This is a genomic window from Laceyella sediminis, assembly GCF_003003125.1.
In the GTDB taxonomy this organism is placed as follows: domain Bacteria; phylum Bacillota; class Bacilli; order Thermoactinomycetales; family Thermoactinomycetaceae; genus Laceyella; species Laceyella tengchongensis.
The window spans coordinates 50,310-66,203 of sequence record NZ_PVTZ01000004.1; the positions used below are offsets into that span (position 1 = coordinate 50,310).

A 15,894-nucleotide genomic window follows, 5' to 3' on the forward strand; every position below is an offset into this window, starting at 1 on the left:
TTGCCGCGCACTTCTACTTTCATCCGACGGATGTTTCTCTCTTCACCTTCTCGCGTCAGCCGCTTCAAACACATCACTTCCCCACTTGTGTATGAAGTACCGTCGGTTTTGCGATTCCCTCTTTTTTCTTTCACGCAAGTCCACTTTGTTTCTTTCTGTATCGCGGAACTGATGAACATACGTATCCCCGGCTACCACCAACCGATACCCAGCTAGTTTGAGCCGAATGCCATAATCGTCCACTTCATGGCTTCCCATGCCAAACCACTCATCCAATTCACCCACTTCTTCCACGACAGCCCGCGGCAGGACACAACAAAAAGATTGGAGACGGGACACTTCTTTCCAGTGACGCGGGTCACTGTGGTTGTACTGGTTGCTAAAGCGATGGATTTTGCTTAGCGCTTGAAATGGAACAGGCAAACGTTGCTCTTCCAATCCCCTATTGGTCATCGGCCCGACCATGCCGGCCGCGGGTGTCTCTTTAAGCACTCTGATCATCTGGGTCAACCAACGATGTGAAGGCACTGCCCTTTGCTTCAACCAGACGATGTATTCACCCGATGCTTTTTTCATCCCTTGGTTGATGGCTGCCACTTCTCCCCTGTCCCATCCATTGCGAATAAAATAAAGGTCATCTCGCTTTAAGATATAATCCGGGATGAAATCAGAGGCATTATCAACCAAAATAATCTCATAACGCTCTTCGGTATAGCGGCTCAGGTTATGAATGCACCGCCATGCACTTTCCCAACGGTTCTTGGTGGGCATAATCACGCTAACTACACAAGGCTCACTCATTGTCGGTCGCCTCGCTTGTTTTCAAGGCCTTATGCACCAAAGATTGCCCGTTTTTTTTAAGACCGAACAGCCAATCGGGATGGTTCACCAACATCGGCAAATAATGACGCAGTTCTTTGTTGAGGAATTTGGAATTGAGCACCAAACCGGTATATTGGTGGCGAATCCACTCCCCATGGTCTCCCTGGTCATCCGTTAACACGACAATACCTGCATGGAGACATTGCACATGAAAGGCTGCAAATGAACACTCGGCTGAACCCATTGTCAATGTGAGATCTGCTCCCTGCCACAACGCAAGATGATCCGCTTTGCTAGGAGGAACAAACCGGATGTGCTGGTGTTTGGTTTCTTTCCGATCAGTGACCCACATGACCTTCAACTGGGGGGACAAACGACATATCAGCCGCAATGTATCCAAAAGAGCTGTTTTCTCTGCATGCGGTATTAAGCGATCATCTATCCATAACAACTTTTGTCCTAATGCACCTAAATGCTGTTTCATCTTTTTTTTACGTTGAATCAAAAAAGGAACGGCGCGGGGAACAGGATACCTCACATCGGCCGAGATTTGTCGTAATTGGAAATAGTGCCGAAAAGCATGGGAAGGAACCCACACGGTGCGTTCACGCAAGAACGGATATGCGTCTGGGGATGGCAATAGGTCATAAGCAATGATCGGTTTATGGTGTTCAGGCAAGGAACGCAACTCTTCAACAGACGGATTGAGCAGAAACGTGCGTCCCCCTCTTTGTTCGGGCAGTTCCGGAAATCGCGCACAACACGGTTCAGGCAACAATGAAGACAAACTGTGTTGGCAGACAAGTTGTTGTTTATGTGTCATAAGCGAACTCCATATTCATTTTTAACTTTACTATATTCTCTATGGCATGAATCGGTCACGAAGCAAAAAAGCAAGGCATCCATTTTGCGGATGCCTTGCTTTTACTTCTGTTCGGATAGCCATTGGGCCAGGGTCGCTTGATCTTGTTTGCTCACATAGTCTTGTGACGGCATATTGCCTTTTCCCTTTTGAATGATCTGGAGAATCTCATCTTTGTCGTATTTAGCCCCCACTTTTTTCAATGCTGGGCCAAATCCGCCTTGCAAGTTCCCGCCATGGCAGTTGGCGCAGTGCCGCTGATAAATGTCTTGTGGACCTGCCGTTTCAGTCGTCGACGACGTCCCTTGGCCTGGGGCCTCTGCGTTTTGGCAAGCCGTAGTGGCGAGAAGCAAAACCAAGCACGCCAGAGAGGCGCTTCCAACCTTGTGCATGCGTTACACCACCACTATCAAGATTCTCTAAGCTTCATCTGATTCTGTTGTTGCCACTCACGCAATTCAGCTTCATCTTTGGCTCTTTCTTGTCTTAGCCATTTCAGGAACACCAAGCCGATCGCTGTGATATAAACGATCTCCTGCATGATCTTCATGATGACGCCACCCAACTGTTGATCGTGAATAGGACTCATCACCGGAAAAACTTGTGACATCTCCATGTAAGATTGGAACAAGACAACGTCAGTGAAAGTAATCATCGCACAAGCCGGGGTGAGCAAAATGCCGTTAGCGAAGATTAACCCCAACTTGGGAATCGGTTTGATGCGATCCCACTCCGGAATTGGCCCGATGATCGGCCACCACATGCATAATGCTGCAAACAACAAGATACCGTGCGATAGGTTGTGCAATAGGTGTTCTTTCATGATCTTGTCAAAAACCACCGGCACGTGATAAAAAGATATCAACCCGTTAAAGAAAAACACAGAGAATAACGGTTTGGTGAAGAAACGGATGATGCCGCGCACGACTTTCAGATTGACGACAGGCCGCAATAAGTAAGCAGGCATGCCCAACAGCAGCAAAGGCGGCACAGCAAAATATAAAAACGACATTTGCATCATGTGCATGCTGAACAGTTCATGCGCCATCAGATTAAGCGGACTTCCCAACGCAAAGAAATAAATGATCAATCCGCTGAGAAAACAGAACTTCTTCCATCCGGGCACCGGCTCCGCATCTTTAAAACGCTTTCTAAACGGGCCCGTCAACCAAACGTACAGCATTCCGATCGCCAGGAATACAAGGTTTAATTTGTAATCCCAGTTACTCCAATACCCATACACCTGAAAGAACTCTTGACTTGACATGGAACAAAACCTCCGTCCCAATCATATTCAATGCCATCATACCATATATTGACCGGTTTCGCCTTTTTGCAAAATGTGAAGGTGGTGTGACCAAAACCAAAAGATTCAAGAATATATTTGAATTAAGATACCAACTATCCCATCTGCGTATTCATGTGCCACCATATCAGTAGCTAGGAAGTTGTTATTCACATGTTCCATAACTCCAAGAGCAATTGAGGGGGCGCGTTGATGATCCCATGGATCATGATCAGAACCCACATATTTCGATACCGGCTCCAGAGATAGCCAAGGAATAGACCAGTCACCCCTTGATTGGCGATAGCCATTACGACATCTGCCGGCAAGTATCCGGTATGTTGAATTTTGATGTGCCAAATTGACCACGGTATCGAAGTGAGCATGATGGCAGGCCAAGAACCAAGCAATTCTTCCAATCGTGTTTGTAGCCAAACGCGATAAAAAAGCTCTTCCAACAAACTGTTGATCAGAAAACCAACCACCAACGTCATAAGCAGCTCTGCGGCATTTATCAGGACGCTTGGAGTTCGCGGAACGGAGAACACAGAAAAATAAGAGAGGTACACCCAAACACTCATGATGAATAATGGACTCACCCACATCAGCCACGACAAAGAACTAGGCTGTTCGGGTGTTAATCGTTTCATTGGATGCGTTAGGATTAGACGCAATGCCATCCAAGGAAGAATAAATAACATGGCCAGCTTCAGTCCCATATACCAAAGTTGAAAAGTGGACGTGTTGCTATCGACTAAAAGAAGAGATACCGGAAACAAAATCGCCCCGAACAAAAACACGGCGGATTGGATCGCAAGTTGCTGTTTGGTTAACTCATGAAATGGGTGATAGTTTGGACGATGGAATGGTATGATCCGGATCAGCAAGATGCAAACAATGGCTGGAACCCATTTATTCTGTATCGGTATTGTGCCATGATGATCGGCCGTGTATCGGATCTCCGTGTGTCCACTCCACATGAGCCCGCCTACCGCTAAAACAAAAACCAACAAACTGAGCAAACCAATTACCTTCCCCCACCTTTGAAAAGGGATTGCTTGCCTTTCGTTCACGTCCTACTCACTCCCTCTGTCGGTAATAATAATCAAACATCCGATCAATATATCCTGCCAATTCTTGATCTAAGCCATAAACGAGCGGAGCTTCGTTTTCCTTCGGTTTAATCAGATTCCAATATTTGTCCATCAGTTCTGCATTCCCTTGGAACAATTCAACCATTTGCAAATGCAATAACTCAGCGAGTTGTTGCATTTTGGCATCTGAAGGAGACTTGTCCATGTTCAAGCGGATGTCTTGTAGCCATTCTATCAACTTGAGCAATCGTGGTTCGTCACTTCCGAATACCGGGAGCTGTTCTAAGATTTCTCGCTCTTCTTCGGTAAATAACTGCTCCGGAAAGGTAGCTGGAATCACTCCGTTCTCCATCTTTCGGTCTTCCAATGAATGGATCAGGTCGAAAATCTCCCCGCACGAAGTTGACCTGTCACCTGAATCGCATGTAGCTCAAGATTATGGGGTATCACGCATGCGTGAGGGTCAAGAAAAAAATAAAAAGTTGACTTCTTTATAGAGAAAGGGTTATTTGATGCTGATTGAGTTTTATTTTTAAGGTCGTTTTGTTTGTGTAGCAAACTTGTTTACATTAATGTAAAAATGAACGCTTTTTATTCCGTTTAAGCTTTCTATAGCGGATCCCGCATCGAAGGCCTAAACGTCTAAACACCCCTCGGCTGTCTAATACCCCAATTCAACTCAAACACGCGTTGCCTAGCAGATGGATGCTACGCCCCCTCCCCCACGATGAAAGCCTCTGCCTGCCTGCATACCCCCTTAAGAATTGGGTTGTGTATACAGATCGTTATCGCAAACCTTGACAAGATTTCCCCTCAGACAAAGCTGTCATCTTTTTTAAAAACACCCATTTGCTAAACATGAAGCATCATGGGTGTTGAATACTTTAGGACTTAATAAAACATTGTCCTATTTGGGGTAAGTCCGAGATACGTGTAAAATATACAGTTATAAATAGAAATTTGTTCCAAATCGAAATAACACCGGCTCCCTTGTGTGTTTCACGTTAAGGGAGCCGGTTAGTTTATGGCTCGCTATGTCACAATCCCAGTAGCAGAATTAATTGTGGTTCTGGGGGCTCAGGTGCATTGTCCATGTCAATTACATAGTCACCAAAACGCTTAATGTGACTGGTCATGTAAGGACTCAAAGCAGCCACGGCTTCACTTTCAATCCCGTATCCTTCTCTGGTCAACTCCCGTAACACAGCTGTTAAGTCTACTACATTCTGAAGAATAACGGCGTTTGCAACAAGGTCATTGTACTTAATCACCTTTTCTTGCTCTTCCGGATCGTTATCAGCAATAATGCTTTCGCCGCCGAAAAAGAGCCATTTAGAAAAGCCATTATAGGCTTCAGCCTTGTTTGTTGTAGCTGTGATTTGCTGGCGAAACTCCAAGTTTGAAATGTATTCCAGTAAAAATACTGTTCGCACTACCCGTCCCAACTCTCGAAACGCTTTGTATAGCCGGTTCTTACGGCTGTCATTCCCCAATTTGCGAAGCAATGTAGCCGAGGAGATTTTTCCGGCCTTGATCGAAAGAACGACCTGGAGCAAATCTTTCCAATGAGTTTCAATGAGTTTCCAATTGATCGTTTCAGTAAATAGGATGTCAATGTGCTTATATCGAACGCTTTCAAAGGGACGGAAAAACATCAGGTCTTTCAGGTTCCGAATCCGGGGCATCAGCTTAATTCCCAATAGGTGGGCCAAAGCAAACACGGGTGTGGATTGCCCTTGGGTATCCGCATGCACGGTATCAGGCTGAATGTCGGATTTGTTTTTCAGTAACCCATCAAGAATGTAAACAGCTTCCCACACTCCGCAGGGAATGAAATGACTGAATAACGCTATGTAGTTATCCGATACATGGTGGTAAGCGATACCACCGTATCCTCCGTACCGGATATGGTATTCGGCTAACAGATTCTCCTCATAGATATCGTATTTGGTTCCGTCCGCAGCGGCCGTTTTACCACTGCCCCAAAGTTGTGGAAGATCGAACCGGTAATACTCGTTGATAGTATCTTTAATTGCCTGATCCAGTTTTTGTGCCGTCACGTGGCGTTGGTTCACGAATGAGAGCATCTTCGGAGTAACCTGTCCCCGCATATGGCGAGCAGCTTGGGCGGGTCCAAGATTGCAGCCGTACGTAAAGGTATTGAGGATATATCGTTCCGTTGGCATTTCCAGTTTCGGGTCGGAGCCGGATAGCGGCCCAAAATGACGTGTCCATCCAATCCAATGTTCTACGTTACATAAGATATCAAGGATGCTCCGTTCCGGCATCCTTTCGAGGACTAATTTCTCCAAATGCTTTTGATCCACTGTCCGTTCTTTTGTCCGGATTTTCTTTAATTCCGGCTCCCCTTTTTCGTTGATGACAACAGCATCAGAGTCAGGATATTTGTGATCGACAATTCGGCAAGTGTGGTTCATCCATTCCTGTAACTGTTGGACAAACTCTTTCCCTTGTTTAGGAAAATCCATTTCATCAAGGTATTCAGATAAAAGAGGCTGGCATTCTTCCCAAGATAGCAGTTGCTCGCGATAATCGGCAAAGTCGTCAGAATCTTGAATACAGATATCTCCTGTTTTCAGTTCCGTTGCCATATAGGAAAAGACACACACCTCTAAATGGCGGCGAGCAATTTGATAGCCCCCAACACGCTGTTTGACCCGGATGGTCCGCCGCCAGGCGTCGGAAGCAAACGACAAATCGACCTCATCGGGGAGCCACTCCCGCCGGCTATTTTGGTGTTCTTTCACAAATTCGAGGGCCCGAATCAGACGGCCGTCCTCTGAAGTGGAATCAAGTCGAAGGGCATTAATCAGCCGGAACAGGACAGGGCGATGATTGTGCCGAAAAAACTTCAGAATCAAGGGGAGGTAGTTGTTTCCCTGGCAGGAAGCGACGGCTTCACAATCAACCAGAAGATCCGGAATGCTCCCTCGGGAAGCTAAAACCTCTTTGACCAATCGTCCCGCTTCCGCATCTTCAGGATGATCCTGTAAGGCTTGTAACACTTCTGTGAAAGCCAAAACCAAGGACCCTGTTTTCTCCCGGTGTTGCTCCCTGATTCGCTCCAATTCTTCTTTGGCTGCTTTATGGAGACTGGCCATCCGCTTAATAAACAAGGTTCCAAGATGATCACGGGTTTTCGTTTGGGCGCGATAGATCAGACAGAGAAGAAGTGTGGCTCGTTTGTCCTGTGAAAAATCTTTCATCTCCCGTGCGTCCAGTGCTTTGGCTTGAGCCGCAAAATGGCTTACTTTGGCTGGCGGGATTCCCTCCAAGTACGGTTTTGCATCTCCGAAAGTGGTTAACCAGGCCAAATGATCCAACCGCTCCCGGATCTCCGACAACCTGGACTTTTTAGGTAGGTTTTTCAAACGATTATATTCGCTATAGTGCGATTCTCCCCGTTCCAGTAATTCATCCAACCGTTTAATTTCCTGAATGCCCAGACGTTGAAACACCATTTCAAAAAATCCGTCATTGACGGATTTCCGGATATGGCGCGCCAAACGATCCAGCGTACTGAAAGCGGGAAGTTCATAGTTTTGCCGAACCAGTTCGGCAATGGCCACATTGATCAAGTCTGCCGGATGATCCATGACTTGGGCGGCCTTTTGCACTGTCTCTAGGGCAATCCGTTGGGCTTCTTTCCCATAGGATTGGATGCCTCGGAATTTCCGGATAGCTGTCTGGTGTTGATACCTAGTTCGCGGTTTATCGTATCCTGGAACCGTTTCTACAGGTAGTTTCATTCGATCGCGAATATAATTGACAATCTGAGCAGGCACTTCTTCGAGTTTAGGAAAATAGCCCAACCGCTGCGAAGTCTTCAACAAAATCATGGCACTTAGCAAAGATTTTGGGCCCCGTGCTAATTCGTATACAAACCGAACTTCTTCGTTCGAAGGTTTGTAAACCCGTTCCAACTCTTTTTCAGTGTATGAACGCTTGAGCCGGGGATATGCAGTACGCTCAATGGATGCCAAAGTCAATTTCCCCTCATGCTGTGGTCAAGTTTATTTTCACATAAATCATGGTGTGTCGAGACTGATGGACCTGACCAGTAGTATATTTATTTTCATCTTTGACAAAAATATAAGTACATGCTTATATAATAATGAGGTGATGAATATGATGGATTGGGAGCAGATCGCGGAGTGTCATAAAGCCTTGGCAGATAAAACTCGCTTGCGTATTCTCGCTTTACTAAAAGTGGAGGAATTATGCGTATGTGAGCTGGTAGAAATTTTGAATATGACGCAGCCGGCCGTTTCTCAACATATGCGGAAACTGAAGAACGCGAAGTTGGTGAAAGAACGTCGGAATGGTCAATGGGTTTTCTATTCATTGGATGGTTCCATCTATCCTTTCTTTCAATCTGTATTAGAGACACTTCCAAAGATGAGAAGTGAAATCGAGGAGTTAAAGAAAAGTGGGCGAAAAGTCGTCTGCGACTAAAGCTCCGGCCTCATCCAAAAAACTTAATATGAAAGGGCGTGATGCAATGAGTGGAGTCATGAGAAGACTCTCCTTTCTGGATCGGTATCTGACGTTATGGATTTTTCTTGCCATGGTCATAGGTATCGGATCTGGTTATCTTTTTCCAAGCATGGTGAACGTCTTAACAGAATTGCAGGTAGGGACTACATCCATTCCGATTGCCATTGGATTGATTTTGATGATGCATCCTCCACTGGCCAAAGTTCGTTATGAGGAACTGGGGCAAGTATTTCGGAACCTCCGGATTCTTAGTTTATCCCTGATACAAAACTGGGTGATTGGCCCTATATTGATGTTCGTATTAGCCATCCTTTTCTTAAGAGATCAACCGCAATACATGGTTGGTCTTATTCTGATCGGTCTTGCTCGATGTATTGCGATGGTAATCGTGTGGAACGACCTGGCGAATGGGAATAGAGAATATGCCGCTGGGTTAGTTGCCTTCAACTCGATTTTTCAAATTCTCTTCTATTCCGTTTACGCGTACATTTTCATCACGGTTGCACCGAAATGGTTGGGGTTAGAAGGAACTGTCGTCAATATTACCATGGGTCAGATCGCCGAAAGTGTTTTGATCTACTTGGGAATTCCTTTCTTTGCCGGCATGATCACTCGCTTTGCATTGGTGAAAGCTAAAGGGCGTGAATGGTACGAGACAAAATTCATACCAGTAATCAGCCCAATTACATTAATTTCATTGCTGTTTACGATTATTGTCATGTTTTCATTAAAAGGTGACTTGGTTCTTCAACTCCCGCTGGATGTAGTTCGAATCGCCATTCCTCTTTTAATTTACTTTGTTGTGATGTTTCTCATTTCATTTTATATGGGCAAAAAGGTTGGAGCAGATTATTCAAAAGCAGTTTCCCTCTCCTTTACTGCCGCCAGCAATAACTTTGAGTTGGCCATCGCAGTTGCAATTGGTGTCTTCGGCATCAACTCAGGGGCAGCCTTTGCCGCTGTAATTGGTCCGCTTGTAGAAGTACCGGTATTGATTGGACTCGTAAACGTCGCATATTGGTTCCGGCGTAAATACTTTGCACAAAAACTGTCCGAATCAAACTAAAATCTTTATTTTAAAAAGGAGGGAACAACGATGTCTAATAAAAAAATCATTTACTTCTTATGCACAGGCAACTCTTGTCGAAGCCAAATGGCAGAAGGGTTTGGAAAGAAATACTTAGGCGATCGCTTCGATGTGTACAGTGCAGGGATTGAAGCACATGGATTGAATCCGAAAGCAGTGAAAGTAATGGCTGAAAAAGGAATTGATATCTCCAATCAGACTTCTGATGTGATTGATCCTGAACTATTAAACCGTGCGGATTATGTCATCACTCTTTGCGGAGATGCCAATGATAAGTGCCCGCTCACTCCCTCCCATGTACATCGTGACCATTGGGGATTTGATGATCCAGCTAAAGCAAAAGGGACGGAAGAAGAAGTATGGGAAGTCTTCCGCCGCGTTCGAGATCAAATCGAAGCAAGGATTCAACAATTTGCTAAAGAAGGAAAATAAATAATAGCCACGTCTCTTTGTGGGATGTGGCTATTATTATATTAATCAAAATTGATTAAGATTATAATATTTTTCCATCGGCATAACATCAACAAATGTTCTTTTTCGTTCACTAGTGAGATCCTGCTCGGACGCTTTTCGAATGATCCAGTTTGGTTCCAATAGTTTCTGCCTCCCGATATCGATATTGAAATTCTTCTCGAAACAACTCCAATATTTTATGGTTGATTGCATAGAAATTCCATTTACCTACTTTCGTTTCATGAAGGAGGCCTGCGTCTTTTAATTCTCGCAGATGATAAGAGACTTTGGATTGTCCCATATTCATTTGCTTCTGAATATCACAAACACAGACACCACCGGAACAACATGCAACAGGAGGTGAAGTGCCAAGTTGATCATATCCTGCTTGAATGAGATCAAGGATTTTGATGCGAATCGGATCGCCAAGAGCCTTGGCGATTTGAGCAAATTTTTCTGTCGATAGGGACATCGCGCTCCCCTCCTTACTTCTTATTGATTAAGAGCAACAATCGGTTTCTGATTGTTTCGGTTCAGCGGCCGATTTATTGGATTTTTCTTCGGCATCGGCTAATACGGTAAACACTTCCCAACGGTGCCCATCCGGGCTGGTGACCCAAATTTTATCCTGGCGCGCATAGCAGCAAGTCGTATTCATCTCGTCAAAAGTAGCAAGGCCTTCTTTTTGAAGACGTTCTTTGGTAGCCAACACATCTTCCGTGGATTTCACTTGAATCCCCAAATGATTCAGACCGCCACTTACTTCTCCGCCTTCATTCAAAGTGAAGTTCAAAGCTGGTTGTTCCAGATCAAACTTAGCATACCCAGGACGAACTTTCACCGGCTCAACTCCAAACAATTGCGTATAGAAAACAACAGATTTGTTCAAGTCCTTCACGTTAATCGCTACATGGGGTTTTAATATCATCGTTTTCACTCTCCTGTAACTTCATATCAACTTTTCTTGATTTGAATATACATCAATTTATTTTGATTCGTCAATGCATAAATCAAAAAAAGTTGATGTTTTATTTATCGCAACGTCCTTAAAAGGGGTAGAGGTAGCATCCGTCGATTTCGGGGTCATTTACCCAACAAATGGAAAATGACTTGAGAACCACATGGGAACTCAAGTCATTTCGTGTTTATATAGGAAACTCAGGGATGACACGTTCATATTCATCCTGAGCATCAGTAATGGCCAACTTAGAATACACTTCAAGCGACTTGCGGCTTGCATGTCCAGAATAAGGCTGAATGAGTGCATCGTCAATGCCTTGTTTCTTGAGCCACGTTAACAGGAAGTGACGCAATTTATGCGGCGAAATGGATTGGACCATGCCGGCCTGATCGGAATACTTCTTGAGGATTTTCCGAATGCCGCGGTCCGTGTATTTTTTCTTCCAAGACGATTCAAACAGGTAGACGGCACCCTTTTTCTCCGCGCTATCGGCATGCATGGCCAACAGCTCTTTGAAGGTAGTTGGGAACGGCACGATCCGGTCTTTCTTGCCTTTGCCTTCGTTCACTCTGATTTGGCAGCGCTGAAAATCCACTGATCGGCGTTCTCTGACGGAACCTCCCTCGATTATATCGCAGAATGGAGTTTCTACGATGAAACAGATATGTATATTTTCACGGTGATTCTCCCATAATAATGTCATAATCAAATGACCATTTGACTGTGTAGTGATTCCGTTTTATACTTCAATCAAATAATAATTTGATTATTAAAGTGAGGTGCAAATCATTGAGTGAAGATCGCTGTGAAATATATTGTTACGACGAAGAAAAGGTCAAGCGAGTTCAAACTTCATTAGAAAAAGTGAAACCGATGGATACAGCCCAACTGTTTAAAGCACTTGCAGATCCAACTCGTTTAAAAATTGCTTATGCCTTAGTGCAAGAGGATGAACTTTGTGTCTGTGACGTAGCTAATATTATTGATTCTACCTTGGCTACGGCTTCTCATCATTTGCGTTTACTTCGTAACATGGGCTTGGCAAAGTACCGGAAAGAAGGGAAGCTCGTTTTTTATTCTCTAGACGATGATCATGTGAAACAACTTGTGCAATTGGCGTTTGATCATAGTAAGGAGTTGACCACAAATGGAACAAGTGCAAGATAAAAAAGTGTATCGCGTCCAAGGTTTTACCTGTGCCAGTTGTGCAGCGCAGTTTGAAGAGAATGTAAAAAAACTCCCAGGTGTAAAGGATGCCAAGGTGAACTTTGGAGCCTCTAAAATCACCGTTTATGGGAATCCTTCCATACAAGATCTAGAGAAGGCTGGTGCATTTGAAAACCTAAAGATCTATCCCGAAAACCAGGAAGTACGCATGGAGAGAGAACCGTTTTGGAAGCGGAGAGAAACCATTCAAGTTGGTGTTTCTCTGGTATTTCTCATAGTTGGTTGGTTGATGGGTGAGTCTTATGGAGAGAAAAGTATCCCTTCTGTCGTTTCTTACCTGCTCTCCATGCTGATTGGCGGATACGCATTATTCCGGAAAGGATTACTTAATCTAACACGACTACAATTTGATATGTACACCCTGATGACGATTGCGATCTTGGGTGCAGCGGCCATAGGTGAATGGGGAGAAGGTGCAACCGTAGTCATTCTCTTTGCCATAAGTGAGGCATTGGAGACTTACTCTATGGATAAAGCCCGTCAATCGATTCGTACTCTCATGGATATTGCACCCAAACAGGCCCTGATTCGCCGTGGAGATAAAGAGATCATGGTTCCAGTCGATGAGATCCAGATCGGGGACATTATGATCGTTAAGCCAGGGCAAAAACTGGCCATGGATGGAGTGGTAGTCAAAGGAAGTTCCTCGATTAACCAAGCTCCGATTACCGGGGAATCCATCCCTGCGGCAAAAAACGTCGGCGATGAAGTGTATGCAGGTACTTTAAACGAAGAAGGATTGCTTGAAGTTAAAGTAACCAAACGGGTGGAAGATACGACCATTGCAAAGATCATCCATTTGGTCGAAGAAGCTCAAGCGGAACGAGCACCTTCTCAAGCCTTTGTCGATCGTTTTGCTAAGATTTATACCCCCGCAATTTTGATTGCTGGGTTCCTGGTTGCTTTGGTTCCGCCTCTCTTGTTCCAAGCGGATTGGAGCGATTGGATCTATCGCGGATTGGCTCTCTTGGTCGTTGGTTGTCCGTGCGCATTGGTTGTTTCAACACCAGTATCCATTGTGACGGCCATCGGAAATGCCGCACGAAACGGGGTTCTCATCAAAGGCGGAATTCATTTGGAAGAAGCCGGAGCCCTTTCGATCATTGCCTTTGACAAAACAGGGACTTTAACACGCGGAGTTCCTGTAGTGACAGACTTTATCTCGCTCATACCAAACAAAGAAAGAGAACTCTTGGGTATTGCGGTATCTATTGAGAAAAACTCCCAACATCCATTAGCTTCGGCGATCCTGCGGAAAGCAGAGGAAGAATCCATTCCGATCCAAGAGGTAGAAGATTTCTCCTCTCTGACAGGTAAAGGCGTACAAGCGAAGGTAAACGGAGTCCTTTACTACATTGGTAGTCCGGGATTGTTTGAAGAACTTTTACCAGCTGGTATACCGGAAGAAACGAAGAAGACCATCGTCGACCTTCAAAAACAAGGTAAAACCGTGATGGTACTTGGAACAAAAATCGAAATGCTGGCTCTCATCGCCGTAGCGGATGAAGTACGGGAAAACAGCCGAGAAGTAATTCAACGCTTACACGAGCTTGGTATTAAGAAGACAGTTATGTTGACAGGGGATAACCCGGCCACTGCTGAAGCCATCGGCAAAAAGTTAGGGATTGGAGAAGTTCAAGCCGAATTGTTGCCTCAAGATAAATTGGAGTTTATCAAACAACTCCGGTCAGACGGTTCCAAAGTAGCAATGGTCGGTGACGGGGTTAACGATGCGCCTGCTCTGGCGACCTCGACCGTTGGGATTGCCATGGGCGGAGCTGGAACGGATACAGCACTTGAAACGGCGGATATTGCACTCATGGCAGACGATTTGAAAAAATTGCCGTTTACCATCCGGCTAAGTCGTCAAGCCCTGAGAATTATCAAGCAAAACATTACCTTTTCCTTGGCGATTAAAGCCATTGCTTTACTGTTGATTGTTCCGGGATGGCTTACTCTCTGGATGGCCATCTTTGCAGATATGGGAGCGACGTTGATTGTAACCTTGAATGGACTTCGACTGCTAAAGGTAAAAGAATAAGTCCACCCGCTCTTTAGGAACCCGACTTTCTTTTCACAAGGTCGGGTTCCTCCCATCATAAAATGCTGAGGGAGGACAACGTATGTTCAAAATCATCTATTTTACGGGCTTGATAATAATGTTCATTTTTCGCCTTTTTTATAGGTGGCGGAGTAATTGCCGATTATCAGCTGCCATCTTGGATGGGATGGGCTGGAGTTATGGTCCTCGTTGTAGCCTTCTGGCTATTCTGGTGCTCTCACGCTGATCTGGGACGAAACTGGTCTTATACCCTTGAATTGAGGAAAGGACATCAACTTATTACCAGTGGAGTATACGAATATATCAGGCATCCCATGTATGCAGCCATTTGGATGTGGGGAGTTGCTCAAGTTTTGTTATTGCATAACTGGATAGCAGGGTGGTCCCATTTGTTGTCGTTCAGCCTGCTTTATTTCTTACGTGTGCCGCGCGAAGAACAAATGATGCTCAATCAGTTTGGAGAAGAGTATCAATCTTACATGAATAGAACGGGTAGAATTATACCACGCCGGTTTTGGAAGTAATAGGGCTTTTCCTTAGAGTGGAATAACGAGGTTGTTTGTCTTATTCCGGTTGCTTAGCGTAGGATTTTTTTAAATTGCTGGCGGTACCCCTTGAGGCCAAACGGCTTTTCAAGTCATTTTCCATTTGTTGGGCAAATGACCCCAAAATCGACGGATGCTACCTCTACCCCTAAAAGTAGACCTTTAAAAACTATGAAATCCATGCAGTTTCATGCGTTTAAAAATGTATGAAAATCACTTTTTAAACGTTTATGAAAATACATATACCTTTGGAAACGTAATTAGATACAATAAAAGGGATAAAATCCATTTTATGGAGTGGATTCATGGTGAAAATCGGTTATGTTCGTGTTTCATCTGCAGATCAAAATGAGGAACGCCAAATCAAAAAAATGTTGGAGTTAGGAATCGAGGAACGGATGATCTTCATTGATAAGCAAAGTGGGAAGGATTTTGAGCGGCCCAGTTACCAGATAATGAAGCGTATCCTTCGCAAAGGGGATCTTCTTTATCTGGACGCTCTCGACCGTCTTGGCAGGAATTATGATGGAATCATCCAAGAATGGAAACAGATCACGAGGGAAATTCAAGCAGATATTGTGGTACTGGAAAACGAAACATTGTTTGATAGCCGCAAATATCGAGAGATGGGGGATATCGGCAAACTCATGGAGGACCAGTTTTTGAGTCTCCTCTCCTATGTTGCCGAACAAGAACGGAAGAAAATCAAACAGCGCCAAGCCGAAGGCATAGCGTTTGCAAAAGCCCAAGGTAAACATTTAGGAAGACCCAAGATCAATTTACAGACGCTGTCCCATGAGCAACGCCAGTTATTAGTCTCTCACTATCCGAGATGGAAAGACAGAGAGATTACAGGCGTTGAATTCATGCGGTTACTTGGGTTGAAAAAGAACTCATTTTATAAGGTGGTCAAAGAGTACGAGAGCATGTGATATCTATAAATAGCCGTTCCTTTACTAGGAATCGGCTTTTTCTATT

Annotated in this window: 17 protein-coding genes; 7 read left to right on the forward strand and 10 right to left on the reverse strand. The window is 44.6% G+C overall.

Annotated features, from left to right (window positions below; all coding sequences use genetic code 11):
• Positions 1–42: 42 nt before the first annotated feature.
• From CLV36_RS06405 to CLV36_RS06435, 7 genes are all read right to left on the reverse strand, one after another.
• Positions 43–801, reverse strand: a complete 759-nt coding sequence (locus tag CLV36_RS06405; RefSeq protein WP_106342077.1) for a glycosyltransferase family 2 protein — start codon at positions 799–801, stop codon at positions 43–45.
• Entirely contained in the window at positions 794–1,645 is an 852-nt protein-coding gene (locus tag CLV36_RS06410; protein ID WP_106342078.1) for a hypothetical protein, read from the reverse strand. The genes CLV36_RS06405 and CLV36_RS06410 overlap by 8 nt, the downstream gene beginning before the upstream one ends.
• Before the next feature lie 101 nt (positions 1,646–1,746).
• Complete coding sequence (locus CLV36_RS06415) at positions 1,747–2,076, reverse strand: c-type cytochrome (RefSeq protein ID WP_106342079.1); 330 nt, start codon at positions 2,074–2,076, stop codon at positions 1,747–1,749.
• 17 nt (positions 2,077–2,093) lie between these two features.
• Entirely contained in the window at positions 2,094–2,951 is an 858-nt protein-coding gene (locus CLV36_RS06420; protein WP_106342080.1) for a cytochrome c oxidase assembly protein, read from the reverse strand.
• A 188-nt stretch (positions 2,952–3,139) separates the two neighbouring features.
• Positions 3,140–4,042 (reverse strand): CPBP family intramembrane glutamic endopeptidase, encoded by a 903-nt coding sequence (locus CLV36_RS06425; protein WP_106342081.1) that lies wholly within the window; start codon positions 4,040–4,042, stop codon positions 3,140–3,142.
• Between the two features lie 7 nt (positions 4,043–4,049).
• The gene (locus CLV36_RS06430; RefSeq protein ID WP_106342082.1) at positions 4,050–4,415 is read right to left on the reverse strand and encodes a hypothetical protein; all 366 of its coding nucleotides are present in this window, start codon (positions 4,413–4,415) and stop codon (positions 4,050–4,052) included.
• 685 nt (positions 4,416–5,100) lie between these two features.
• Positions 5,101–8,067, reverse strand: coding sequence for a Tn3 family transposase (locus tag CLV36_RS06435; RefSeq protein ID WP_106342083.1), 2,967 nt, complete (start codon positions 8,065–8,067; stop codon positions 5,101–5,103).
• Between the two features lie 148 nt (positions 8,068–8,215).
• On the opposite strand from CLV36_RS06435, the gene CLV36_RS06440 reads away from it, so the two are divergent.
• Genes CLV36_RS06440 through arsC form a run of 3 tightly spaced genes read left to right on the forward strand, consistent with a single transcriptional unit; the run spans position 8,216 to position 10,100 of the window.
• Entirely contained in the window at positions 8,216–8,539 is a 324-nt protein-coding gene (locus CLV36_RS06440; RefSeq protein WP_102993834.1) for an ArsR/SmtB family transcription factor, read from the forward strand.
• A 58-nt stretch (positions 8,540–8,597) separates the two neighbouring features.
• Positions 8,598–9,647, forward strand: a complete 1,050-nt coding sequence (gene arsB, locus CLV36_RS06445) for an ACR3 family arsenite efflux transporter (protein ID WP_102993835.1) — start codon at positions 8,598–8,600, stop codon at positions 9,645–9,647.
• A gap of 30 nt (positions 9,648–9,677) precedes the next feature.
• Complete coding sequence (arsC, locus tag CLV36_RS06450; protein ID WP_102992498.1) at positions 9,678–10,100, forward strand: arsenate reductase (thioredoxin); 423 nt, start codon at positions 9,678–9,680, stop codon at positions 10,098–10,100.
• 112 nt (positions 10,101–10,212) lie between these two features.
• Here arsC and CLV36_RS06455 read toward each other — a convergent pair whose 3' ends face one another.
• The 3 genes from CLV36_RS06455 to CLV36_RS06465 form a co-directional block, all read right to left on the reverse strand.
• Complete coding sequence (locus CLV36_RS06455) at positions 10,213–10,593, reverse strand: ArsR/SmtB family transcription factor (protein ID WP_102992499.1); 381 nt, start codon at positions 10,591–10,593, stop codon at positions 10,213–10,215.
• A gap of 27 nt (positions 10,594–10,620) precedes the next feature.
• Complete coding sequence (locus CLV36_RS06460; RefSeq protein WP_102992500.1) at positions 10,621–11,049, reverse strand: ArsI/CadI family heavy metal resistance metalloenzyme; 429 nt, start codon at positions 11,047–11,049, stop codon at positions 10,621–10,623.
• Between the two features lie 217 nt (positions 11,050–11,266).
• Positions 11,267–11,677, reverse strand: coding sequence for a tyrosine-type recombinase/integrase (locus tag CLV36_RS06465; RefSeq protein WP_102992501.1), 411 nt, complete (start codon positions 11,675–11,677; stop codon positions 11,267–11,269).
• Between the two features lie 194 nt (positions 11,678–11,871).
• Here CLV36_RS06465 and CLV36_RS06470 point away from each other — a divergent pair, with 194 nt between their 5' ends.
• From CLV36_RS06470 to CLV36_RS06485, 4 genes are all read left to right on the forward strand, one after another.
• The gene (locus tag CLV36_RS06470) at positions 11,872–12,249 is read left to right on the forward strand and encodes an ArsR/SmtB family transcription factor (RefSeq protein ID WP_223247939.1); all 378 of its coding nucleotides are present in this window, start codon (positions 11,872–11,874) and stop codon (positions 12,247–12,249) included.
• On the forward strand, positions 12,230–14,350 hold the full coding sequence (locus CLV36_RS06475) for a heavy metal translocating P-type ATPase (RefSeq protein WP_102992502.1): 2,121 nt from the start codon (positions 12,230–12,232) through the stop codon (positions 14,348–14,350). Before CLV36_RS06470 ends, CLV36_RS06475 begins: the two co-directional genes overlap by 20 nt.
• 155 nt (positions 14,351–14,505) lie before the next feature.
• Positions 14,506–14,895, forward strand: a complete 390-nt coding sequence (locus tag CLV36_RS18020) for a protein-S-isoprenylcysteine O-methyltransferase (protein ID WP_425436571.1) — start codon at positions 14,506–14,508, stop codon at positions 14,893–14,895.
• Between the two features lie 326 nt (positions 14,896–15,221).
• The gene (locus CLV36_RS06485) at positions 15,222–15,848 is read left to right on the forward strand and encodes a recombinase family protein (RefSeq protein WP_181352852.1); all 627 of its coding nucleotides are present in this window, start codon (positions 15,222–15,224) and stop codon (positions 15,846–15,848) included.
• The last annotated feature ends 46 nt before the right edge of the window (positions 15,849–15,894 follow it).